A 21070-nucleotide genomic window follows, 5' to 3' on the forward strand; every position below is an offset into this window, starting at 1 on the left:
CCTCTCCCCCTCTCCCCCTCTCCACATCCTCCTGTCTGCCTACGCCTGTCGTCCCGGCTTAGGGTCCGAACCGGGGATTAGTTGGAATTTAGCCAAGGAATTGGCGCAGTTTCACGAAATTTGGCTGCTGACGCGGGAAAACAACCGCCCTCGCATTGAAGAGGAACTGCAAAAGACGCCGATTCCGGGGTTGCACGTGGTGTACTGCGATTTACCCGAGTGGTTTCAGAGACTCAACCGGGGTCAGCGATTGGTACAACTCCACTATTATCTGTGGCAAATTGTCGCCTATTTCGTCGGTCGCGATTTACACGAAACTCATCGCTTCGACGTGGTGCATCACGTGACTTACGTGAAATATTGGAGTCCCAGTTTTTTGGCGTTGTTGCCAATTCCCTTTATTTGGGGCCCTGTCGGTGGTGGGGAAATGACACCACAAGCCTTCTGGCGGGAGTTCGGTACGCGGGGCAAAGTTTACGAACTGCTGCGAAACGGGGCGCAACGTCTCGGGGCGATCGATCCCTTTGTTAGTTTAACCGCCCGACGCAGTGCGATCGCCTTCGCTACCACCGACGACACCGCCGCCTGTCTCCAACGCCTGAACGCCCCCGACGTGCGCGTGTTGTCTCAGTTGGGACTCTCTGAGGAGGAGATCGCGACCCTCGAAAATTGCGCTCAAGACCCGCCGCAACCTGCCCTATTTCTTAGTATCGGGCGGTTTCTGCATTGGAAGGGGTTCGATTTGGGCTTACGTGCCTTTGCAAAAGCTGATTTGCCGGAAAATGCGGAATTTTGGCTAGTGGGGGACGGAAAAGAGGGCGATCGCCTGCAACGCCTCGCCGCCGAATTGGGAATTTCCCACCGAGTCAAATTCCTGGGTAAACGCTCCCGTGAGGACACCTTACAAATCCTCGGAACCTGCACGGCGTTAGTTCACCCCAGTTTGCACGATTCCGGGGCGTTAGTCTGCGTCGAAGCCATGGCCGCCGGCCGTCCGGTGTTGTGTCTGGACTTAGGCGGCCCGGCGGTTCAAGTTACTGAAGACACCGGATTTAAAGTGTCGGCGTCCGATCCGGATACGGCAATCTCTCAGTTAGCCGAAGCGATGGCCGAAGTGGCTGGCGATCGCGACTGCTGGCAGCGTCTCAGCGATGGCGGCCGAAACCGCATCCGCCAACACTACCGCTGGTCGGTAAAAAGTCGGTTTTTTAAAGATCTCTATGAAAGGTTATGTAACTGTAGAGAACCCGTCTCTTCCAGCTCTCTCACGAAAGGAATTCCATAAAGTTTTTAAAAGTTTTTACGAAGTTTTAAATCGACACTGGACACTATGAATTATTTCGCTTAATATCGTAACAAATTTACCCAAAACACGCTCTCTAAAACGTTGACTTCACCCATTAATTTCTATGTCTAACATTCCTGTCGCCATTCTTTGCGGTGGAAAAGGAACGCGCCTCAAAGAAGAAACCGAATTTCGTCCGAAGCCTATGGTCACGGTTGGCAACCGTCCCATGATCTGGCACATCATGAAAATTTACTCCCATTACGGCTTTAATAACTTCATACTTTGCTTGGGGTATAAAGGTGAAATGATTCGGGAGTATTTTTTAAATTACGACATTCTCTACAGCAACGTTCTGCTCGAGTTGGGAAGTAAAAATATCACCAAACTCGACAACGGACACACCGAAGAAGATTGGAAAGTTTGGCTGATCGATACTGGACAGGAAACCATGACCGGGGGACGCCTCAAACGCCTCGCCCCGTACTTGGATAGCATGGGTGCCGATCTCCTCTTGGGAACCTACGGCGATGGGGTTTGCGATGTCAACATTAACAACCTCCTCGAGTATCACAAAAGCCACGGAAAACTCGCCACCATCACAACGGTTCGCCCCCCCTCTCGTTTTGGAGAACTCGTCATTGAAGATAACCTGGTGACGTACTTTCAAGAAAAGCCCCAAACCAGTGCCGGATGGATTAACGGCGGTTACTTCGTTCTCAGCCGCAAGGTATTAGATTTAATCGACGGCGATTCGACGGTTTTTGAAGCGCAACCCCTGAAAACCTTGGCAGCCCTCGGCGAACTTGCTGTCTACAAACACGACGGTTTCTGGCAGTGTATGGATACTTACCGGGAACTGCAATTTTTGAGCGACCTGTACAATGCGGGACAAGCGAAGTGGAAGGTATGGTAAACAATTTTTGGCAAGATCGATCGGTGTTTGTCACCGGATGTACGGGGCTTCTGGGTAGTTGGATGACTCAGGAACTCGTCAGCCGAGGGGCGAACGTGGTGGGATTAGTGCGCGATTGGGTACCTCAGTCGCGGTTGTTCTCGGAAGGACTTTCGCAGAAAATCACCACGGTTTACGGCTGTTTGGAAGATTTGTCCGTGTTGGAACGGGCGATTAACGAACATGAAATCGATACGGTTTTTCATTTAGCCGCCCAGACCATTGTAGGGGTTGCAAACCGCGAACCCTTGGGAACGTTTGAGGCGAATATTAAAGGGACTTGGAACCTATTAGAAGCCTGTCGCCGCGTGGGGGGAGTCAGTCGGATCGTCGTCGCCTCCAGTGACAAAGCTTACGGCGACCAAGAGGAATTACCTTACGACGAAACCACGCCGTTACAAGGAGAACACCCTTACGATGTCTCGAAAAGCTGTGCGGATTTAATTAGCCGCACCTATTATGTCAGTTACGGACTGCCCGTGTGTGTGACTCGCTGCGGTAACTTTTACGGCGGCGGCGATTTGAATTTCAATCGCATTGTCCCCGATACGATTCGATCGACCCTTCGAGATAAACCCGTTCAAATTCGCAGCGACGGAACCTTTATTCGCGATTATTTTTACGTGAAAGATGGGGTTTTGGCGTATCTCCACCTCGCCGAACAGATGGAACGGGAAGAGATTTGGGGGGAGGCGTTTAATTTCAGCAACGAGTTACAAATTCCGGTCATCGATTTGGTTCGGAAGATTTTGAAGTTGATGGGTAAGCCCCATTTGGAACCGATTATCTTGAATCAAGCGAAGAACGAGATTAAGCATCAGTATCTTTCGGCGGAGAAAGCCCGGAAGTTACTGAATTGGTTGCCGAAATATACCTTAGATGAGGCGTTGTTGGAAACTATCGATTGGTACACCCATTTCCTGGAGGAGAAAACCCCTTCGATCGTCACGGTGTCTGAATCGGGACAACTGTAGGTTAGGTTGACGCAAGGAAACTTAACGCTCCTAAATTTAACCTGAATTCTGTTAGAGTTCGGTTCCCTCAATCTAATGTGCGATCGGACGACGAACGGGCGAGATAAGGGTGAAGAAACTGCTACGGGTCAATCACGATGATGAACTGTCGAGAAACGAAAATTCCAGGTTGCTATGAAATCGATGTGAAGGTGTTTAAAGACGATCGCGGTCGGTTCGTCAAAACCTTCCACGAAGAAGTCTATCGAGAGTTCGGTCTCGCGACGCACTTCGCCGAATCCTACTATTCTGTCTCTCAGCAAAACGTCTTGCGGGGTCTCCATTTCCAAATTCCCCCGAAAGATCACGCGAAACTCGTCCATTGTGCGGAGGGGGAAATCCTCGATGTGGTGGTAGATTTGCGAGTAGGGTCGCCCACTTACGGCGAACACGCCCTGTTTACCCTGACGCCGGATAAAGGAAACGCCGTCTATGCTCCCTCGGGGTTAGCCCACGGGTTTTACATCGTCAGCGAAATGGCGTTGGTGATGTATCAGGTGTCTTCGGTGTACGCCCCGGAACATGAAGAGGGAATTTTATGGAATTCGGCGGGGATTCCCTGGGTGGCGGAACAGCCCATCGTGTCGGCGAAAGACCAGCAATGGAAACCGTTGGCTGAGTTTGAAAGTCCGTTCCGGTTCGAGTCATGACGAAAACAGTTTTAATTTCAGGGGCGAACGGCTATTTCGGTGGGATCGCCTGTCGGGATTTTGCAGCCAACGGTTGGCGGGTGTTGACGGCGACGCGGAAACCGGGGGCGGACGTGGCGATCGATCTCGATCGCCCCCAAGCTTTCGCCCAACAAACCCTCGAGACGCCCGTGGATTTGTTCGTCCACGCCGCCGCCGCCCACGACGTCACCTGTCGCGAACAGCCCTATCGCAGTCTCTGGCGTAACGTGGCGGGAACTCGGGCGGCGTTGGAGTTCTGCGTCAACAACGACATCCCCAAATTCGTCTATCTCTCGACGTTTCACGTTTTCGGACGCCCGAAAGGAGTCATCGACGAAACCACGACGCCGCTTCCCCTCAACGATTACGGTTTGACGCATTTACAAGCGGAAGAGTACGTGCAACTGTATCGGCGACAGGGGAAAATTCAGGGGTTGGTGTTGCGTCCGAGTAACTTTTTCGGAATTCCGGCGGATATCGACGCCTGTAACCGTTGGACGCTGACGCCTCTGGGGTTTTGTCGGGAGGCGGTGGAACTGAAAAAAATCGTGTTGCGATCGCCCGGCTATCAAAAACGCAATTTTATTTCGGTGTGGGATATTTGTGAAACCATTCGATCGACCGTAGACCACCTCGATCGCGTGTCGTTACTGCACGTTCCGGGCCCCGACACCATCAGCATTCGCCAACTCGCCCAGTTGGTAGAACACGCCATGCGAACCCGATGTGGCGAAGCGATCGATCTCGTAATTCCCGACGGCGAACCCACCGAAGCCGAATTCCACTACACGAGCGATCGTATCGACGAATTTTTCCAACCCCAACGTCACATCGCCGACTTCATCGATGAATTCTGCGAAAAACTGTACGAACGACCCCAAACATAACCCTAAAAAATCAGATTTTGAGTCGGTGCGTGACGCGGAAAATTCCAGTGTATAGTCAATACAAAAACATTTGTCGGCCGCGTCACACACCCTACAAGCTCCCTCTCTTCCCTTCTCCCCCTCTCCCCCTCTAAACTATGCAAACTTCTCCCTTTGAAACTGCGATAAACGCCATCAAACCCGCCATTCGCCCCCTTTACAGTCAGTTCGTCCTCTCGCCGTCAATTGCCTTTTTATTAGACAAAACCACCGTCGAAAAGGAATACGGAAAAGATCGTCCTATCTATCGACTTCCTAAAGAAACCGTTCCCACACCGGAAGTCAAAAAAATGCCGCCCTTTGACGATCCCTTTAAATATCTAGAAGGAGAAAGCTACACCACCCACGACATTTACAGTTCCGTCGTCGAAGACGTGCTGTTCGAGCCGGGAAACGGTCTCGTCATGACCCAATCTCGCAAAATCTTCGCCGAATCTATGTATCCGAACATGGATAAAATTACGGTTTGGGGCGCGTTTTTAAATCAATCCTTTCTCAAACGGAAGTTTTTCGAGCAGCCTGTGGAAACCATTCCCGGCTATACGAGCATTTATCAAGGGCTTCCAAACGGCTACTATCACAAGTTTATCGATTTAGTGCCTCGCTGTTTTCTCCTCAACGAACCGGCGTATCGAAAGATTGACGAAATCAAGGTTCTCTACGCCGATCCGACAGCGGAAGCCGAAGAAATTATCGTTCCTAGAATTATACCCGAAAACGCGAAGTTGGTCAAGATCGAGCCAGGGCGTTTGTACCGTTTAGAAAAACTAATTTTACCGACATTTCTCACACAGTTCGGCTCGGGATATTTACCGCAATCGTACATTCAAAAACTACGAGAAACCTGTCTTCCCGATCGCCCCTCCCAACAAAACAAGCGAATTTATATTTCTCGATCGAAATCTGCTTCGGGATTGAAAAAACGCCACATTCTCAACGAAGAGGAACTGTTCGGCGAACTGCAAAAGTTCGGGTTTGAAAAGTACGTTCTCGAAGATTACAGCCTCGAAGAGAAAATCGAGCTATTTTACGATGCGGAAACGGTGGTGGGCGCTTATGGTGGCGGAATTACGCATATTCTTTTTTCGCCGAAAGTCAACGTTTTAGAGTTGCAGGTTATGGCAAAGATGCAAACCTATTACTACTATTTGGCGAAGGCTCTCGGACATCCGTTTGAGTTTGTTTGTTCCAATAAAGCTAACAACCGGGAAAATTTCAGTGTCGATGTTCCGGCGGTGGTGGAGATTTTGAAAAAATGGCACGGGTAGGGGGATGATGGGGTAATAAGGTGATGATTTGTAGGGTGCGTGACTGAAAAATAGAGTGTCGATCGTGAGGCTAATAAATCGTCACGCACCGCCAACGTACACCGCCCAAATACAAGACTACAGGTAAATTCTCATGAAAAACGTTATTTTCTTCAGTAGTCTGTTACTTCCTCCATCGCAAACCTTTATCCGGGCGCAAGGGGAAAAACTGCAAAACTTTACGCCCTATTATGTGGGTTCTCGTCGGGTTCCGGGGTTGGAACTTCCGAGCGATCGCACCCTAGTCCTCAATTCTGGAACTTCTCTCGGTAAACTCGCCGAAGCCACGTTCAAACTCACGGGATTCGCCCCGAACTTTTACCAACAAATCGAACGACTCAATCCGGTATTACTTCACGCCCAATTCGGACTCAGCGGCGTGTTGGTTCTTCCCTGGATTCGCAAACTCAAGATTCCTTTGCTGGTTCACTATCGCGGGGCGGATGCGACGATTACCCCGGAAACCAGTCAATATGTATCTCTCAATCATTGGATTTACTTTCAACGTCGGGAAGCGTTGAAACGGGAAACGACGCTGTTTCTTACCGTATCGAAATTTATCAAACAGAAACTCGTGGAACAGGGATTTCCCGAAGCCAAAATTCGCCCCCACTATCACGGTGTCGATACGAACCAGTTTCAAGCGGATTTTCAGGTTCCGCGAGAGTCGGTGGTGTTGTTTGTGGGGCGACTGACGGAGAAAAAAGGACTCGAGGATTTAATTGCGGCGATGGCGAGGGTTCAAACTGAAACGCCAGAGGCGAAACTCGTCGTCATTGGAGATGGCGTTTTACGGGAAACGTTGGAACGTCAGGCGAAAGACTCTTTGAAAAATTACGAGTTTCTCGGGGTTCAGCCGCAGTCGGAGGTGAAAGCCTGGATGAATCGATCGCGAGTTTTGGCGACGCCCAGCGTTACCGCCGCAGACGGCGACACGGAAGGGCTTCCCAACGTGGTTTTAGAAGCCCAAGCGATGAGTCTTCCGGTAGTGGCGACGCTTCACGCGGGAATTCCCGAGGCGGTGTTACATGAGGAAACGGGGTTTTTGGTTCCCGAACACGATCGCTCCGGCTTGGCGAAATACATTGTCAAGCTACTTCAACACCCTGAATTATGGCAAAGTTTTAGTGAAAAAGGGCGAGAGTGGGTGTGTCAAAGCTTCGATCGCGATCGCCAAACTCGCGTATTAGAAACGGTTTACGAGACGGTATTGGAACGAGCCAACTCGTAAATCTCCATCAATCGTTGATAGTTGGCGTCAGCAGTATATTTATTCTCGTACTCCCGGCGAACCACCGGACGCATTTCTCGTAACAACTCGGGATGGGCGATCGCTCGTTCGACTGTCGCCGCCAAATCCTCCGCGTTTCCCGGTTGAAAGTGTAACCCCGTCCGTCCGTCTTCGACCAATTCCGCGATCGCCCCGATGTTCGCTGCGATAACTGGCGTTCCCTTCGCAAAGGCTTCGACAGCCACTCGTCCGAAGGTTTCGTACCACTTCGAGGGAAACACCAAAAACCTGGCCTCGCCAATGATGTCGTACACTTCCGTCATGGGACGACGCCCCAACCAGGTAACGTTAGGAATTCGAGCGATCGCCGCCTCCACCTGCGACGATAGGGTTCCATCTCCGATAATTTTCAACGGAATCGCCCCGTTGAGTTTTTCCCACGCCGCCAATAGCGTATCGAGACCCTTTTCCACGGACAACCGCCCCACGAACACCGCATATCCACCGCTTCCGCTTCCCATACCGGGATCGGGATCGACGAAATTCGGTTTCACGTGGATGTTCTCCCCCGGAAATCCCCCTTCGATAAACTTCTGACGGGCGAATTCCGTCAACGTCACAAACGCATTCACTCGAGTTTTCCAAGTCTTCAGCAGTCGGTGAACCACCAACATCGTCGCCGTCATCCCGCTGGCGGCTAGGGACTCGCGATAGCAGCGGTGAACCACCCCCGGATAGGGAATCGCTTTCCCCAAGCAGTCTTCACAGACTCGTCCGTCGCGGAAAAATAAGCCGTTGGGACAGAGGAGGCGGTAGTTTCGCAGAGTTTGAACCACCGGAATTCCCAAATCCTTGGCGGCGTAGTGGACGGAGGGGGAAATGAGGGGGAAGAAGTTTTGGATATGAACTACGTCGCAGGGACGAGCGATCAGTCTGTCGGTCACGTCCCGATAGGCTTCCCGCGACCACAGGGTTTTTGCGGCGACTTGGAATCGGGACAAGGTATCGACGCGATCGTTGTGTTCTTCGTAAACTTCGACGTGGTGTCCGCGTTCTCGCAGCAAGCGTTCTTCAGCTTGACGCGATTCGTCTTCGCCACCACGAATTTTATAGGCGTTGTGGATACTGAGAACGTTCATTTTTTTGATGAGGATCGAGGGAGCCAGGGAGAGGGGGAGAGGGGGAGAGGGGGAGCCAGGGAGTACATTGGCGGTGTGTGACAGAGCGATCGGTCTCACGATCGACACCCGATTTTCAAGTCACGCACCCTTGTATGTGGGCGGTGTATGTTGGCGGTGCGTGACGATTTATAGGTCTAAGGATTTACACCCTGTTTTTCAAGTCACGCACCCTACGACTCCCCATCTCCTGATCCCCACAACTGCTTCCATTCGGGAAATTCCCGTCCGAGGAGTTGGGTGAGTTCGCGGGTTTGTTCCTGTTGGATCGGACGTAGGTAGTCGACGGTGGCTTGGCGAACGTCTGGGTCGATCTCTTGAGAGAATTCTTTGACGGCGACTTGTTTTCCGGCGTTGCGAACGGATTTGGGTAAGGCGTCGGCGATCTGACGGAACGGCCAGCGATACCGCAGGCGAAATAGGGCGTCTTTGCGGGGAAACTTTTGTGGGGTAACGTGGATTTTGCGATCGATGTTGGGGGGGACGAAATCTGCGTTGATTCCCAACCACTCGAACACTTGACGAATTACCGTGGTGGGGGTTTGGGTCATTTCTTCAAAGCTGAGAACGAGCAGGCGATCGCGATCGAAATATTCGTAATACCGCTTCAGTTGTGCGCTGTAGTGACTGACATCTCGATAGAGGGGATTTTCTTTAATCGCACTGAGGATATCGCAAAACTCGTTCCCCTGGCGAATCTCGTGCCAGTAGTGACTGATGGTTCGAGGAATGGGATCGCGTAAAACGTAGATAAACCGAGCCTCTGAATTAAATTTTGCAATTCGTTCGGGAATTCCGGTGATGTGGGGCGCTTTGGCGTATAAGGTACTGGATTCCCCGATAATTTTCGCTTTTCCCGCCTCTCGAAACAAGTCGAGATAGCGGTTTTCGTCTTTCCACAATTCTAACTTTTTTATGTTTTCCCAATGGAGTTGGTCGGGGGCGACGAAATAACAGGGTTCTTTCGGTTCGCACATGAACGCTTCGGGATGGGTGTTGATGTAGTGGTGCAGGGACGTGGTTCCTGCTTTCATCGCACCGATAATAAAGAGGTTCGGACGAGGGTTTGACATGGGATTTTGGGGAAGTTGCGATCGGACAACCTTGTTTGGAATTGCTGACAAAAACAAATTACTAATCGACCATATTGCGAGCGATCGCTAGGAAGAACGCTCGTTACAAGCCCGGATCTATTGTATCGATCGACTCATTCAATTTAAAGTTTCACGAAAATAGATTGAATGGATTTTCGATAAATACAGCCGTTTTGCTCGATGTTTTAGCCAAACAAACTCCGAGCTTAACTTACGATCTCAAGTTTGTCGAGTTCCACAAACGAGTTAAGGGGGTGAAGTAAATTCTCAAACTTAAAACAGATCGAGAATCGCTCGATTTTGCCTCGAGCAATATAAATTTTTGATAAAGTAAAGTCAAAAAATATTGCCGTTATCAGAGGTTGCATGCCATAATCAATAAAATCTTATCGTCATCTGATTCAGGACGTTTACGGTGCCTTCAATAAAATACGTCACCGCCATTCCCAATTCTGGCTTTCGGGTCGGACATAAATTAGACGACCTCATCACCGGATTTATATTAGCTGAATTGTACCATCTCGAGTATTTACACAGCCCCCTTTTAGACGACCGGTGGGAAGCCTTTTTCGGATTCGGAGAAAACGAGCAGAACTTCTCGGATTTTATCGAGTCATCCAAAGCCGATCGATTAGATTTAGATTTAATCTCGTGTTCGCCGTTGCTCGGCGTGCGAACGTTCTCGCGACCTGTTCTCAGTTGGTTCGACAGTATCGAGAGTTTAGAAACTCGCGGCCGCCGCTGGTTGAAGCGATCGCCAGTTCGTAAAATTCGCCAGTGGCGAAAGCCCTATTGGAGTGGCGTACCGTTTGAGTATTTAGAACGAGTGTTCGCCGATGTCGAGCGTCGCGATCGCCCCACGGTCTACTGTTTTCAAAAAGCCGTGCGCGTCTTACTCTACCAAGTGTTACAGTGGGCGCGAGAGGGTAAAGTCGAGAAATCCGTTTACGATAACGTCGTCCGCAAGCTGCGTCAGAAATATCACGCGCGTCCCCATCCCTATAAAGTCGCCAATTTCGATCGCGACACCATCGAGATCGGGGTTCACATCCGCCGCGAAGACGCCTCAGTAGAAAACCAGCGCTTTCTTCCCACGAGTTTCTATCAAACCATTACGCGCCAACTCAACGAATTGTTAGGCGATCGCCGCCATCGGTTTCACATCTATTCCTTAGGCTCTGACGCAGAAATGAACGAACTCGTCCGCGAGTTTGAAAGCGAGTCTTACGGAAACTCAGTCGAGTTTCACCTGGCCGAAGCCGCCATGACGACGTTCCATCAAATGACCGTCTGCGACATTCTCGTGACCGGTCACAGTGCCTTTTCCGACTGGGCCGGATTTCTCTCGTACAACTTAAAACTCTACCACCCTCACTTTCATATGTACGGTCTCGACGAAAGCGATTGGGTGGAAGTCAACGACGACGGACACTTCGATAAAGACCGAGTGGCCGGTAAGCTACAACCGTTGCTAGAGGTTTCCTAAGAGGTGGTGAGAGCGATGCGCGTATTGTACGACGGTGTCATTTACAAACTGCAAAAATTCGGCGGAATCAACCGCTATTTCAACAACCTCATTTCGCGACTTCCCGCGAGTCTGACACCGATTCTCACCGCCTATCGCAGCCGCGATATCGTGTATCCGCAGCATCCGCACCTCAAAACTCACGCGTTTCCCTTTCGCGACGGCCGACCCCGACGCGCGATCGAATGGTTGGAACGGAATTATTTCGAGGCGGTGACCTCTTCAGAATCCTTCGATGTGATGCACCCGACGTACTACTGGATGCTAACCGGGAAGGATATGACCGCTTACCGGCGTCCGCTGGTCGTCACAGTTCACGACATGATTCACGAACTGTTCGCCGATCGCATGGATCGCAGCGGTCAGATCGCGCGAACGAAAAAGCGATCGGTAGATATCGCCGACGCCGTAATTTGCGTCTCGGAAAACACGAAAAAAGACCTCATCGAACTCTCGGGAGTTCCTGAAGAGAAAATTACCGTCGTGTACGAAGCGTCCGAACTCGCGATCGAGGCGTCTTACGGCGAAGAATCGGTTCCCGAACGACCCTATTTCCTGTACGTGGGGTCGCGCAATCCCAATTATAAAAACTTCGATCGCCTACTCGAAGCGTTATCGAAAGTCGTCTCTCGCTATCCCGAGGCGATGCTGCTGGCTGTCGGCGATCCGTTTCGCGACTTCGAGCAGAAACAGATCGACGAACTGGGACTGCAAAACCACCTACAAACCCTGAAAAACCCCGACGATCGCCATTTAGCCAAACTCTATCGCTGTAGCGTGGCGTTCGTCTATCCCTCAGAGTACGAAGGATTCGGAATTCCTCCCCTCGAAGCCATGGCCTGTGGAACGCCCGTCATCGCCTCGAACCGAGCCAGCATTCCCGAAGTCGTCGGAGATGGCGGAATTCAGTTCGACCCCCATGCGATCGAGGATTTAGCCGAGGCGATGTTGTCGGTGTTAGACAGTTCGGCGCACCGCGATCGACTCATCGAACGAGGATTCGATCGCGCCAAACAGTTTAATTGGAACAAAACGGCCGAGCAAACCTTTGAGGTTTACCAGCAGGTCGTTTAAAACTCGCAAGTTCGACCCAGTCCTACCCACACGATCCCAGGAGTGTATTGTCATGTTCGACTGGCTGAAAACCTATTGGACAGCCTTGCAAATTCTCCGACGCGGTGACGATCGCTACTACCCCAACGTGCAGAACGTCGCTTTTATCGGATGTGCGCCGCGCAGCGGTTCGACGATGCTCATGCGCGTTCTCGATTCCCACTCGCAAATCGCGTCCCCCTGCGAGTTGGCGATTCCGCGTTATTTTCGCGGCGATAAAAAAGAGAAGATCGTTCACAACAAATACCGACAAATTTGTCACTATTACAATGTCAAACCGCTTTTAGCCAAACTCGACCCCCGACGCCTGTTCCGTCGCATCGTTGAGAAAGAAGGAAGTGACTGCTTGGCGGTGAAAGAACCGCGACAATCGCTGTTTTTTGAGGCGATCGGCGACGACTTTCCGAATGCGAAATTCGTTCATTTGGTGCGAGACGCGCGAGCGATCGCCATGAGCGAGTGGTTTCGTAACAATCCCGAGCGAGGCTTGTCGATTTGGTACGACTACAATACTGCTGTTTTGCGCCTACTCGATCGCCTCGACGACGAGCGAACCTATACCGTTCGTTACGAAGATATCGTCGAAACTCCCAAAACCACCGTTCGAGATCTCGTGGAATTTTTGGGATACGAGTTTGAAGTCGAAATGCTCGATTACGGACGCTTCGAACACGCCGATGACAAAATGAATTTGTGGGGAACCAGTGGAAAAGGCGTCAAAGCTCACGAAGCTCGACAACACCGAGCGTTAGGAACGGCGATCGACGCAAAAACCATGAAAGACCGTCAAAACTTCAGCCCCAAGGTTCTCGAGGCTTATGCAAATATGGAAGAGGTTCGACAATTAAACCAACAGTTCGGATATACCTCTTAGTTTTCCAGTTACGGGATATCTTGAGACCGACATTATGAAAGCCACAGTTTCAAACGCTCCTATTTCGGAGTTTCGCACTCGTTTACCCGAGTTCGATTTTATTCGTAGCTTGGCAATTCTCGGTGTCGTTCTCATTCATACCACGGGGGCATTTTTACCGGAGGTCGAACGGGGATCGATCGCCGATTTAGTGCTGTTGGGAATTAACCAAATGCAACGGTTTTGCGTTCCCGCGTTTATTATTCTCAGTGGTTTTTGGTTGTCTCACGTTCCCAACAATTTCAAAAATCCCGATTTAACCCTCAAAAAACGATTGTTGCGCGTCGTTCCTCCTTACATCTTTTGGTCGCTTGTATTTGAAGTTTACAATATTTTTGTGGTACGAGATCGATCGCTATCTCATATTTTTACCGATTTAATTTTAGGGAAAAGTGTTTACGTCTACTATTTTATTATTTTAATTTTACAATTTTATATTTTATGGTGGATACTCGTCAAAATTAACGTTAAAACTATCGGAACGAGCGGTTTAGCCATTGCCCTTGCTGTTCAATTTGGCTTTACCGTCGTGCGTTACAGTGCGTTGTTGGATAAAATTCCTCCCCTACACTATCTCAGCGATCGCTTGATTCTAGATTGGGTCTTTTTCTTTATCTTGGGATGGTATATCGGACAGCATTACGAACGCGTGCGATCGCTCGTTTTTTCTAACAAAACTTTGATTTGGGGAATTGCCATCTTCGCGCTACTGCTAAGCATTATCGAACGAGATTTTATTCGATATTTGGAATTGAGTCGAGAGGGGGCAAGTAACTTTTTAAGATTTCCCTCTCAGATTTACGCTGTTGCATTTTTCTTAGGATGTTTACCGTGCGATCGCTCCTTCAAACCCCTACAAACCCTTTCGAGATATGCTTTTGCAATTTACCTAATTCACGCTCCTTTCGTAGATCTACTTTCAAAAAAATTAATTCGACAATTTCCTGACTCTATTTTTGCCTCGTTTCTTATCTTGTCTGTCGGAATTTTAGCAATGAATATCGGATTTCTTTACGGACTTGAAAAACTTTTGCCTAAACCCGTTTCAAGATATATTTTAGGCGTGTAGTCAGAGCCAAAACTTGTCTTGTTATCAAAAAATAACTTTGCACAACTAATGAAATTTTACCCCCAAACATCAACCACTCACTATTCGATCGTAACCGATAATCGCTTCAACGGGAATCGTGAGATCGGGAAAAGCAAGCGGTGAAATTTCCCCCTCTTTTAACGTCATTTTAGAGCCATAGTTGCGCCGACTGGGTTGACGGTAAACAATTAACTCCCCAGTTTGTAGGTTTGCCAGCCAATATTCTGGAATTCCTGCCTCAGCATAAATGTGATATTTTACAGTTGAATCTTTCTCTAAACTGGTATTGGCATATTCAATCAGCCAGAAGATATTTTCAGGATAAGGATGGTGAGTCAAATACTCTCGTCCGAGGGGTTCGACAACAGCAATATCCGGTTCCGGTTCAGATTGGTTGGGAAGCGTGATGGGTTTAGCGGGACTCACCAAGGCGCGATCTCCCAGTAATCGAGTGAGATATTGACCGGCGTTTCGACTAAAAAACGCATGAGGTTCACCTTCTGGCGACAGTTCGACGATTTCTCCAGCTAGCAACTCCACTGAGCGATCGTCGAGCAACCCCGTTTGAATTATCTGGTGATAATCTTCTAAACTCCACTTAATCGTTGAGAGTTCCATATTTGACCTCGATCGCTCTTCATTATTCAAGTGTATTGTCCGTTCTTCCGATGGCTGCACCAACGGTTTTTTTAGCCTGCTGCGTTGACTTATTAAAATTGAAGTAATTGCGACACCACGCGATCGAGTTCCGCGACGATAGGCGTTGTTTCCACTTGATGAAACGCATCGACGATCGCACGGTAATACCACAACGTCCCCTCTTTTTTACCGCGAAACCGTTCCCAAATCGCATCGCCAACGATCGCGTAATCTTTCAAAATCGATCGCGCGTTGTATAACTTATCCGCCGCCGACACCAGACGAACCGACGGAGACGCCGATAAAATCTTGGCGATATAGGCTTCTTTTCGCGTTTTCCAGGGGGGTTTGGGGGTCGTATCGGCGTCCGTACAGCCTTCAACGATGTCCGTCACCGTCTCCCCAAAGCGGCGGCGAATTTCTATGACGATGGGTGCGCCCCCACAATCCTCGATCGCGTCGTGAAGTAAGGCGGCGATCGCTTCGTCTTCGTTTGCGCCGTATTCTAACGCCAAACTCGCCACACCGAGAACGTGCGCGACGTATGGAACCCCCGAACCTTTGCGAACTTGCATTTTGTGGAGTTCCGTCGCCCAAACCAGAGCATCAGTAAAGCGTTGAGACAGTTGCATAAAACGACTTATTTCTCGGTTCGATATCCTGTTTCCAGTTTAACGAGAACTGAAAACGAACGCTCTAAAATTTAGAGTATTTTATAAAGCGTTGCTTTAACTAAAAAAAATCTCTCCAATCCCTCGAGATTAGAGAGTCGATCGAATTGTAAAATTCGAGATCGAGAACAGGTCGAGTCAGGCTTACAGTGTATTGACCTCGATGACACTACCATTGAAATTGTAGTTTTTCCCTTCTAACTCTATCGGCGTCCCAATTTTTAACTTGCTCCCTCCTAAAACTACACCGTTATCGGTAATCTGAGCGTCTCCCCCCAGCGTTAGCATCATATTAATACTATAAAGTTCCTCCGCTCGGGGATCGGGTAACTCTTTGACGGAACCGTCCGGTTGTGGAATTGCTAACATCCGAGGAAGACGTTCGACGGTTTTCACGTTCACCTGTCCGCTAGGTTGATTGCGGATAATAATATTGGTTTTTCCGACGTCTCGCAGATTTTGCAAAAATCCCTCGGGATCGAGAACGCTCAACCCGCGCACGATAACGCTCACTTCAACAGGTTTCGTCGTCGTGTTGATTTGTGCGACCGAACCCGAGGTTCCTGGGAAGAGAAAAATCCCCACGAATACCATGACGATGACCAGGAGTGCGCCCACGTCGAGGAGGCTGACTTTACCGAACAAGCGACCTTTAGAATCGAGAAGTTTCATCAGTGGCGGGTTACAAAAAACGCTGTCGGTCAGAGCGTATCACAAATTTGGGGAAGACAGCGCAGATCGCAGGGGCGATCGCCTTGAAGACCGTCGAAAAGTACGGCGAACGGGATCGAGCGGCGAACTTCTTTCCGGTTGAGTTCGTCAAAATAGTATAGGTAAGTTCTTTTTCGCAGGATTGATATGTTTTCCCCACTCAGACGTCTTTTAAAACGTCGCGTTTCCTATCTCGTGCTGTCGGTTTTCGCCGCTGTGGGGGTTTGGACGACCTCGAGTCTTGCAGTACGGGGCTTTTCGATTTGGGATATCCTTCCGAGTGCAGTGCAGTTGATTCAACTGTCTACGATGTCTGACGAACAGGAAGTGGCGATCGGCGAACAAATTAACGATCGCCTCCTCGAAAACGACATCACCCTTTACGAGAATTCCCAAGTCAACCAATACGTCAACGACATCGGCCAGCGACTCGTCCGCGTCAGCGAGCGATCGGACCTTCCCTTTACGTTCCAAGTGGTTCGCGACGATAGCGTCAACGCTTTCGCCACTCTCGGCGGCTTCGTTTACCTCAACACGGGTTTAATTCGCGAAGCCGACAACGAAGCCGAACTCGCCGGAGTCATCGCCCACGAAATCGGTCACGTCGTCGAGCGCCACGTCCTCGATAACCTGAAACAAGCGGCGATCGCCCAAGGGGTCTTGAACGCGGCGGGAGTCGATCCTAACGTTCTCGTCCAAATCGGTTACGAACTGGCGATTAACCGTCCGAGTAGCCGTCGCGCCGAGTACGAAGCCGACGAGGTGGGGTTGTCTCTGGTTCGCTCGGCGGGTTACGCTCCCGTGGGGATGGTGAATTTCTATCACAATCTGACGAGTCGTTCGTCGATTCCCGAATTTCTTAGCACCCACCCCAACACCAGCGATCGCATCGTGAGACTGCGAGAGCGCATCGACCCCGAAACGGCGGCGCAAGGAGACGGCTTAGACGAAGCGTACTATCGCCGTCAGATTCAACCGCTGCTGTAGTGAAATTGTTACAACGTGAGTACGGGGAAGTTCGGCGCGCGATCGTAGCGGGTCATATCCTCGAATTTCCGCAGTTCGGCCCGTTTGACCTGCAACGGCGGTGCGTCTCGGAACCTGTCGTTCGCTGTCTGGGTGAGGAACGGCGCTAACGCCGTGCGATCGCCTTCGCGGGACAGGTTACCGAAATAGCCCAGCGTCACGTGGGCGGTCAAGTAATATTGCTGTTCGATACCGAGGCGCATCAAGTCGCTGTTTTGATAGATAGCGCGACGCAAACGCACGATGCGATCGTAAGAGGCTTCGTCGAGGGGAACCAAACAGGCGGCGATCGCCCGCGTCATCACCGCCAAACCGACAACTTTCCAACGGACGGGGTGGGCGCTGCTGATGCTGTCTTGCGTCTGTTGGAAAATTGCGCCGATACAAGCCCGCAAGCGATCGTCGAACTCTGGAAACTGGGCGATCGCGTCTCGGTAAGCACTATCCCAAATTAAGTCGGCGAGGGTAAAGTGGAAGCTATCTGGGGGAACGGGAACGAAAAAGTCGCGATCGAGGCGATCGCACAATCGGTTCTGACAGGCGCGAATCACTTCGTAAAACTCGCTGTCCGAAGGACTGTCACACCACGGCGGCGTGATGACGCTATAACCGGGGAACGGCTTCGGTTGTCGTCCACCTTCTGGACGGGGCGCGAATTTCGGAGATTCGACAATATGATGGAGCGTTTTCGCCTGGGACTCCGTGTCCACGAGCTTTGTAACGCGATCGAGATAAATTTGATAAGTATCGTCCAAAATACATTTCTCCCAAAAGCCTTCTATATTCTGCATTATGGGCGATTTCGCGGGACAAAAGACAGCGATGGGGGAAATTAGAGAGGGGGAGAGGGGGAGAGAGGGAGAAGGGGAGAAACAGTTATCTGTTAACTGTCTTCACTGGCGACTGGCGACTGGTGACTGGTGACTGAAACCCCGTTCCCTGTTCCCGATTCCCCGTTCCCTATCAACTATCAACTATCGAAATGCCAATTTACGTGTATTGGGGAGAAGACGATTTCGCGATCGATCGCGCGGTGACAGCGTTACGCGATCGCACCCTCGATCCGGCTTGGGGATCGTTTAACTTCGACAAAATTCCACCAGACAGCCCCGAAGCGACGCAACAAGGCTTGAATCAGGCGATGACGCCTCCCTTTGGTGGGGGCGGACGGTTCGTGTGGCTTCAGAATACTCGCCTGTGTCAGCAATGTTCGGCGGAACTCCACGCGGAATTAGAACGCACGCTCAAAGCGATTCCCGAAACGTCGGTGTTGCTGCTGACGACGCGACAGAAACCCGATAGCCGCCTGAAATCGACAAAGTTGTTGAAAACGGTAGCCCAGTTTCAGGAGTTTTCTGCGATTCCTCCTTGGAAAACCGATCTACTGGAAAAGCGCGTCCGTCAGGTAGCGAAAGAAGTGGGGGTCACGCTGACAGAGGAGGCGGTCGCGTTACTCGCAGAAGCGGTGGGGAACGATACCCGCCAACTGTTCGGCGAGTTAGAAAAGTTGTCCTTGTGGGTGGGGGAAGATAACGTGACAGCCGCTGCGGTGGAACAGTTGGTAACGGCGACGACACAAAATAGTTTGCAACTGGCGAAGGCGATTCTCGACGGACGCACTGATATCGCCTTGGGGTTAGTCTCGGAGTTAGTCGCCCGCAACGAAGCGCCTTTGAGGATCGTCGCCACGCTGACGGGTCAGTTTCGGACGTGGCTTTGGGTCAAGTTAATGGTGGAGGGTCGAGAACGAGACGAAAGGGCGATCGCTCGAGCGGCGGAAGTGGGAAATCCCAAGCGAGTTTATTTTCTGCGTCGAGAGGTCGATCGCGTCGGACTCGGACAGTTACAGCAAACGCTGGGCGTGTTGTTGTCCTTGGAATTCCAGCTCAAACGAGGCGCCGACCCCGTCGCGACTCTTCAGATGAAAGTGATAGAATTGTGCGGAATTTGTCGCGGTTAGGGGGTTGAGTCGTGAGTCGGAAAGGTTGGCTAGTCGGACTGTTGGCGCTGTTGCTGCTGTCGGGTTGCGGCGGCGGAGGGGAATCTCCCATCGCGGAAACGGATAAGGCGCAAGTCGCACGGACGTTGGCCGAGACGTTACAGACTCTCGAAACGCAACGTCAAGCGTTGTACGAATCCTTAGAAGGGACAGTCGAACCCGAGGCGTTGGCGGCGGTTCGCTGCAACACCCCAGATACGGTTGAGGGACTGTCTCGCTCGGTGCGTCGCGAAATTATCGAGTACTGTGAAAATGCTGAAGACCTCGTTCGCAACGCGAATTTTACCGTTTCGCAGTTTAACGAAACCCTCGATCGCCTCGATCCCGAGTCGGAAACTTGGGACGAGGAATTTCAGGAACTGTTTAATAACGAATGGTTGCGCCTTCAAGGACAAGTTTAATCTCAGTAGCGGGGAACCGAGCGATCGACGACGATCGCGTAGGCGTCGATCCCACCGGACAGGTTGAAAACTTTGGCAAAGCCCCGGCTTTCTAACCAATGACAGGCGTAAGCCGAGCGAATCCCGTGGTGACACATGACGATCGTTTCTGCCCTGGGATCGAATGTCTCTTCAATTTCTACGATCCACTCGTGGGCTTGACTCATGGGCAAGTTGGTAAAGCCGTCGATCGCGGCAATTTCCACTTCTTCGGGTTCTCGCACGTCGATCAGTTGCAGGGGGTTCGTCTCCGTCGCCAGACGCTCGGCGAGTTTTTCGACATTTATCGAGGAAACCATCGTCAATCTTCTAACTGAGTTGTGTGGTTGACAGCGTCTCGCACTCAAACCTTCACGATGTTTTGAAAAATGCAGTTCGAGGTTGAAGGCGTTGAGTTTAGCGGGATCGAGACAATCGAATCAAGCTTTTTTGAATTAATACTATTTCTAGTATTAAAACCCGCGATCGATCTGTCAATTGTCTTGAAATATTTTGAAATAAAATTTATAATTTTTTTTGAATTTTAAAGAATATCGAAACGATCTGTCATCTATTTTTAGGTCAGCGATTCTTAACGCGATCGCCTCCAAAAAATAGCGATCGGAGTCTACCCCATCGCCAAGTCTCAATTATCGCAGCAGTTCGTCAACCGTGACTTCAAAACCCGGTAAAACCGCCTGGGTCGCGAGGGTATTGCCCGAGGTGAAAATCTGGCGATCGCCCTCCGTCACGACCATAACCCAAGCCACTTCAGGATACACCAACCAAACCTCTAACGCCCTCGTTCGCAAATATTCCAAGGCTTTAGAAATCACATCTTCAGCGTAATCCGTGGGCGAAACAATTTCAGCCGTGAGGGGAAAACTTTGAGGAAGGACTGTTTCGTCACCGTAGCGATCGACCAACTCCGGCGTTAAATAGGCCACATCTGGCGATCGCCCTCGTCCTTCCGTGCGACAGGGAACTTCAGTATAAACTTCACCCCCGAGGTTTTCAGTGGCGACGAAATTCCGCCAATAGGTGGCAAGTTTCGCTTGAATTCGGCTGTGTTTGAGCGTCATACCGTTTTTCTCGACCAATTGTCCCCCTACCCATTCCGTGCGATCGGGAGGACGTTGCATCCAATCGTCGAGAGATTCGATTGGGGGGAAACTCGGCGTAACAACAACCATCAGCAATTCGTCGCAGTCAAGACAGAAAAAGGCTTTGTCCGATTTTAACCCAACTTTTTGGGATGGGGAGACTCTTCAGGGGAGAGGGGGAGCAAGGGAGAGGGGGAGCAA

23 protein-coding genes are annotated in these 21070 nt (G+C 50.6%); 15 read left to right on the forward strand and 8 right to left on the reverse strand.

Annotated elements, in window-relative coordinates; translation table 11 throughout:
- The 7 genes from POG22_RS22020 to POG22_RS22050 all read left to right on the forward strand — a co-directional run.
- Window positions 1–1285 (forward strand): glycosyltransferase family 4 protein (locus tag POG22_RS22020; protein WP_498907135.1); only part of this gene is annotated, 1285 nt, incomplete at its 5' end.
- A gap of 124 nt (window positions 1286–1409) precedes the next feature.
- Complete coding sequence (gene rfbF / locus POG22_RS22025; protein WP_017658997.1) at window positions 1410–2201, forward strand: glucose-1-phosphate cytidylyltransferase; 792 nt, start codon at window positions 1410–1412, stop codon at window positions 2199–2201.
- The gene (locus tag POG22_RS22030) at window positions 2195–3214 is read left to right on the forward strand and encodes a GDP-mannose 4,6-dehydratase (RefSeq protein WP_498907136.1); all 1020 of its coding nucleotides are present in this window, start codon (window positions 2195–2197) and stop codon (window positions 3212–3214) included. Before rfbF ends, POG22_RS22030 begins: the two co-directional genes overlap by 7 nt.
- Window positions 3215–3354: 140 nt before the next feature.
- The gene (gene rfbC, locus POG22_RS22035; RefSeq protein ID WP_498907152.1) at window positions 3355–3903 is read left to right on the forward strand and encodes a dTDP-4-dehydrorhamnose 3,5-epimerase; all 549 of its coding nucleotides are present in this window, start codon (window positions 3355–3357) and stop codon (window positions 3901–3903) included.
- Window positions 3900–4811, forward strand: a complete 912-nt coding sequence (locus POG22_RS22040) for an NAD-dependent epimerase/dehydratase family protein (RefSeq protein ID WP_498907137.1) — start codon at window positions 3900–3902, stop codon at window positions 4809–4811. Before rfbC ends, POG22_RS22040 begins: the two co-directional genes overlap by 4 nt.
- A 137-nt stretch (window positions 4812–4948) precedes the next feature.
- Window positions 4949–6118, forward strand: a complete 1170-nt coding sequence (locus POG22_RS22045; protein ID WP_498907138.1) for a glycosyltransferase family 61 protein — start codon at window positions 4949–4951, stop codon at window positions 6116–6118.
- A 133-nt stretch (window positions 6119–6251) separates the two neighbouring features.
- Window positions 6252–7388, forward strand: coding sequence for a glycosyltransferase (locus POG22_RS22050; RefSeq protein WP_063717907.1), 1137 nt, complete (start codon window positions 6252–6254; stop codon window positions 7386–7388).
- Here POG22_RS22050 and POG22_RS22055 read toward each other — a convergent pair.
- Window positions 7355–8527 (reverse strand): glycosyltransferase, encoded by a 1173-nt coding sequence (locus POG22_RS22055; protein WP_498907139.1) that lies wholly within the window; start codon window positions 8525–8527, stop codon window positions 7355–7357. The two genes, POG22_RS22050 and POG22_RS22055, sit on opposite strands and share 34 nt — an antisense overlap.
- 212 nt (window positions 8528–8739) lie before the next feature.
- Window positions 8740–9639 carry a sulfotransferase family protein gene (locus POG22_RS22060; protein WP_498907140.1) on the reverse strand — a complete coding sequence of 300 codons (900 nt, stop codon included), beginning with the start codon at window positions 9637–9639 and terminating at the stop codon, window positions 8740–8742.
- A gap of 436 nt (window positions 9640–10075) precedes the next feature.
- Between POG22_RS22060 and POG22_RS22065 the strand changes: the two genes are divergently transcribed.
- The 4 genes from POG22_RS22065 to POG22_RS22080 are packed head-to-tail and all read left to right on the forward strand — an operon-like array spanning window position 10076 to window position 14280.
- Window positions 10076–11146 (forward strand): hypothetical protein, encoded by a 1071-nt coding sequence (locus POG22_RS22065; RefSeq protein ID WP_150128612.1) that lies wholly within the window; start codon window positions 10076–10078, stop codon window positions 11144–11146.
- Window positions 11147–11161: 15 nt separating this feature from the next.
- Complete coding sequence (locus POG22_RS22070; RefSeq protein WP_017658987.1) at window positions 11162–12259, forward strand: glycosyltransferase family 4 protein; 1098 nt, start codon at window positions 11162–11164, stop codon at window positions 12257–12259.
- A 52-nt stretch (window positions 12260–12311) separates the two neighbouring features.
- The gene (locus tag POG22_RS22075) at window positions 12312–13172 is read left to right on the forward strand and encodes a sulfotransferase family protein (RefSeq protein WP_498907141.1); all 861 of its coding nucleotides are present in this window, start codon (window positions 12312–12314) and stop codon (window positions 13170–13172) included.
- 34 nt (window positions 13173–13206) lie between these two features.
- Window positions 13207–14280, forward strand: a complete 1074-nt coding sequence (locus POG22_RS22080; RefSeq protein ID WP_498907142.1) for an acyltransferase — start codon at window positions 13207–13209, stop codon at window positions 14278–14280.
- Between the two features lie 69 nt (window positions 14281–14349).
- Here the strand turns inward: POG22_RS22080 and POG22_RS22085 are convergent, their stop codons facing one another.
- The 3 genes from POG22_RS22085 to POG22_RS22095 form a co-directional block, all read right to left on the reverse strand.
- Window positions 14350–14919: a Uma2 family endonuclease gene (locus POG22_RS22085; RefSeq protein WP_498907143.1), complete on the reverse strand. Its 570-nt coding sequence runs from the start codon at window positions 14917–14919 to the stop codon at window positions 14350–14352.
- 92 nt (window positions 14920–15011) lie between these two features.
- Complete coding sequence (locus POG22_RS22090) at window positions 15012–15572, reverse strand: HD domain-containing protein (RefSeq protein ID WP_498907144.1); 561 nt, start codon at window positions 15570–15572, stop codon at window positions 15012–15014.
- 183 nt (window positions 15573–15755) lie between these two features.
- Window positions 15756–16283, reverse strand: coding sequence for a DUF4330 domain-containing protein (locus POG22_RS22095; protein WP_498907145.1), 528 nt, complete (start codon window positions 16281–16283; stop codon window positions 15756–15758).
- 2 nt (window positions 16284–16285) lie between these two features.
- Between POG22_RS22095 and POG22_RS22100 the strand changes: the two genes are divergently transcribed.
- Window positions 16286–16444, forward strand: a complete 159-nt coding sequence (locus POG22_RS22100) for a hypothetical protein (protein ID WP_498907146.1) — start codon at window positions 16286–16288, stop codon at window positions 16442–16444.
- Between the two features lie 73 nt (window positions 16445–16517).
- Complete coding sequence (locus POG22_RS22105) at window positions 16518–17309, forward strand: M48 family metallopeptidase (protein ID WP_245555363.1); 792 nt, start codon at window positions 16518–16520, stop codon at window positions 17307–17309.
- An 8-nt stretch (window positions 17310–17317) separates the two neighbouring features.
- Here the strand turns inward: POG22_RS22105 and POG22_RS22110 are convergent, their stop codons facing one another.
- On the reverse strand, window positions 17318–18139 hold the full coding sequence (locus POG22_RS22110) for a DUF1868 domain-containing protein (protein WP_498907147.1): 822 nt from the start codon (window positions 18137–18139) through the stop codon (window positions 17318–17320).
- Window positions 18140–18330: 191 nt separating this feature from the next.
- Here POG22_RS22110 and holA point away from each other — a divergent pair, with 191 nt between their 5' ends.
- Entirely contained in the window at window positions 18331–19308 is a 978-nt protein-coding gene (gene holA, locus POG22_RS22115) for a DNA polymerase III subunit delta (RefSeq protein ID WP_498907148.1), read from the forward strand.
- A gap of 11 nt (window positions 19309–19319) precedes the next feature.
- The gene (locus POG22_RS22120) at window positions 19320–19748 is read left to right on the forward strand and encodes a DUF4168 domain-containing protein (protein WP_498907149.1); all 429 of its coding nucleotides are present in this window, start codon (window positions 19320–19322) and stop codon (window positions 19746–19748) included.
- A 2-nt stretch (window positions 19749–19750) separates the two neighbouring features.
- Here the strand turns inward: POG22_RS22120 and POG22_RS22125 are convergent, their stop codons facing one another.
- Together POG22_RS22125 and POG22_RS22130 are read right to left on the reverse strand one after the other, a co-directional pair.
- Entirely contained in the window at window positions 19751–20086 is a 336-nt protein-coding gene (locus tag POG22_RS22125; RefSeq protein WP_498907150.1) for a rhodanese-like domain-containing protein, read from the reverse strand.
- Between the two features lie 330 nt (window positions 20087–20416).
- Window positions 20417–20965, reverse strand: coding sequence for a Uma2 family endonuclease (locus POG22_RS22130; RefSeq protein WP_498907151.1), 549 nt, complete (start codon window positions 20963–20965; stop codon window positions 20417–20419).
- Window positions 20966–21070: the final 105 nt, after the last annotated feature.

The sequence above is a fragment of the Geitlerinema sp. CS-897 genome, from assembly GCF_028368005.1.
GTDB lineage: Bacteria > Cyanobacteriota > Cyanobacteriia > Cyanobacteriales > Geitlerinemataceae > Baaleninema > Baaleninema simplex.

Excerpts from the sequence above, each read along its gene's own strand:
- POG22_RS22085 (WP_498907143.1), bottom strand. The coding sequence starts at position 14,919 with ATGGAACTCTCAACGATTAAGTGGAGTTTAGAAGATTATCACCAGATA.
- POG22_RS22040 (WP_498907137.1), top strand. The coding sequence starts at position 3,900 with ATGACGAAAACAGTTTTAATTTCAGGGGCGAACGGCTATTTCGGTGGG.
- POG22_RS22075 (WP_498907141.1), top strand. The coding sequence starts at position 12,312 with ATGTTCGACTGGCTGAAAACCTATTGGACAGCCTTGCAAATTCTCCGA.
- POG22_RS22070 (WP_017658987.1), top strand. The coding sequence starts at position 11,162 with ATGCGCGTATTGTACGACGGTGTCATTTACAAACTGCAAAAATTCGGC.
- POG22_RS22125 (WP_498907150.1), bottom strand. The coding sequence starts at position 20,086 with ATGGTTTCCTCGATAAATGTCGAAAAACTCGCCGAGCGTCTGGCGACG.
- POG22_RS22060 (WP_498907140.1), bottom strand. The coding sequence starts at position 9,639 with ATGTCAAACCCTCGTCCGAACCTCTTTATTATCGGTGCGATGAAAGCA.
- POG22_RS22050 (WP_063717907.1), top strand. The coding sequence starts at position 6,252 with ATGAAAAACGTTATTTTCTTCAGTAGTCTGTTACTTCCTCCATCGCAA.
- POG22_RS22055 (WP_498907139.1), bottom strand. The coding sequence starts at position 8,527 with ATGAACGTTCTCAGTATCCACAACGCCTATAAAATTCGTGGTGGCGAA.
- POG22_RS22045 (WP_498907138.1), top strand. The coding sequence starts at position 4,949 with ATGCAAACTTCTCCCTTTGAAACTGCGATAAACGCCATCAAACCCGCC.
- rfbF (WP_017658997.1), top strand. The coding sequence starts at position 1,410 with ATGTCTAACATTCCTGTCGCCATTCTTTGCGGTGGAAAAGGAACGCGC.
- holA (WP_498907148.1), top strand. The coding sequence starts at position 18,331 with ATGCCAATTTACGTGTATTGGGGAGAAGACGATTTCGCGATCGATCGC.
- POG22_RS22080 (WP_498907142.1), top strand. The coding sequence starts at position 13,207 with ATGAAAGCCACAGTTTCAAACGCTCCTATTTCGGAGTTTCGCACTCGT.
- POG22_RS22090 (WP_498907144.1), bottom strand. The coding sequence starts at position 15,572 with ATGCAACTGTCTCAACGCTTTACTGATGCTCTGGTTTGGGCGACGGAA.
- POG22_RS22030 (WP_498907136.1), top strand. The coding sequence starts at position 2,195 with ATGGTAAACAATTTTTGGCAAGATCGATCGGTGTTTGTCACCGGATGT.
- rfbC (WP_498907152.1), top strand. The coding sequence starts at position 3,355 with ATGAACTGTCGAGAAACGAAAATTCCAGGTTGCTATGAAATCGATGTG.
- POG22_RS22095 (WP_498907145.1), bottom strand. The coding sequence starts at position 16,283 with ATGAAACTTCTCGATTCTAAAGGTCGCTTGTTCGGTAAAGTCAGCCTC.
- POG22_RS22110 (WP_498907147.1), bottom strand. The coding sequence starts at position 18,139 with ATGCAGAATATAGAAGGCTTTTGGGAGAAATGTATTTTGGACGATACT.